The 1,302-nt window shown below is 67.1% G+C and carries 2 protein-coding genes; both read left to right on the forward strand.

The features are described from left to right. The coding region (locus D3H34_RS32755) for a LysR family transcriptional regulator (RefSeq protein ID WP_119558876.1) at positions 1–869 on the forward strand (869 nt) is incomplete at its 5' end. 206 nt (positions 870–1,075) lie between these two features. Beyond that, positions 1,076–1,302, forward strand: a 227-nt coding sequence (locus D3H34_RS32760; protein ID WP_491047161.1) for an oxidoreductase, incomplete at its 3' end; no start/stop codon positions are given.

Consider the following 1,302-nt stretch of genomic DNA (forward strand, 5'->3'; position numbering starts at 1 on the left):
AGGCGCTCGACGCCTTGCTGGCGGAGTGCAACGTGACGCGTGCCGCGGCGCGCCTGGGCCTGACCCAGCCGGCGATGAGCGGCATGCTGACGCGCCTGCGCGAGAGCTTTGGCGACCCGCTGTTTGTGCGCGCCCAGCGCGGCATGGTGCCCACGCAGCGCGCGCTCGATCTGCGCCTGCCGGTGCAGCAGATGCTGGCCGAGATCGACGCCTTGCTGCAGCCGCCGCAGTTCGATCCGGCAACCGCACGCCTGACCTTCACCATTGCCTCGACCGACTACGCGCTGCGCGCGATCGCCGTGCCCTTTCTGGCGGCGCTCAAGCCGCTGGCGCCGCATATCCGCGTGTCGCTGGTGCCGGTGGAGAACGGGCAGGTGCAGGCCCAGCTCGAACGCGGTCAGGTGAGCCTGGCTTTGCTGAGTCCGGAAAAAACGCCGCCCGATCTGCATGCGCGCGAGCTGTTCAAGGAGCGCTATGTCTGCGTGCTGCGCGAAGGCCACCCCGCAGCGACGGGGCGCAAGCTCACGCTCAAGCAGTTCTGCGCGCTCGACCATGCGCTGGGCTCCTACGAGGGCGGGGGCTTCTACGGCGTGACCGACGAGGCGCTGGAAAAACTCGGCAAGCAGCGCCAGGTCACGGTGTCGGTCAAATCCTTTCTGATCCTGCCGGACATCCTGCGCGCCAGCGACATGGTGGCCATCCTGCCCAGCCGCCTGGTCGCGGGCATGGCGGGCCTGGTGGTCTGCGAGCCACCGCTCGAGGTGCCGGGGTTCAGCAAGACCGCCGTCTGGCACGAGCGCACCCACCACGATCCCGCGCACCGCTGGTTGCGCGAGCTGCTGGTCAAGTCCTGCGCCGACCCGCGCTGACCGCCAGCCCATCGCTGGTGATATAGCGCCAGGTGATGTAGATCATAAATTTATAGAATTTGATTTATTTCAGGGCGCCGCCATTTCCTGCAGTGGGCCCAGAGCGTTCGTCGTTTCTGCGGCCGTTTGCGTCGCCCACGCCCGGCCGCGGATTTTCCGCGGCACGGGCCGCTCCCTTTGTTTTTTCCGCTTCCCAGAAAATCAGCATGTCCGCATTGTTCTCCCCCTTCACCCTCAAGGACGTCACGCTGCGCAACCGCATCGCGGTGCCGCCGATGTGCCAGTACAGCGCCGTCGATGGCTACGCCACCGATTGGCACCAGACCCACTATGCATCGATCGCGCGCGGCGGCGCCGGCCTGGTGATCGTCGAAGCCACGGGCGTGTCGCCCGAAGGCCGCATCACTCCGGCCTGCCTGGGCCTGTGGAACGA

Source organism: Acidovorax cavernicola, assembly GCF_003581445.1.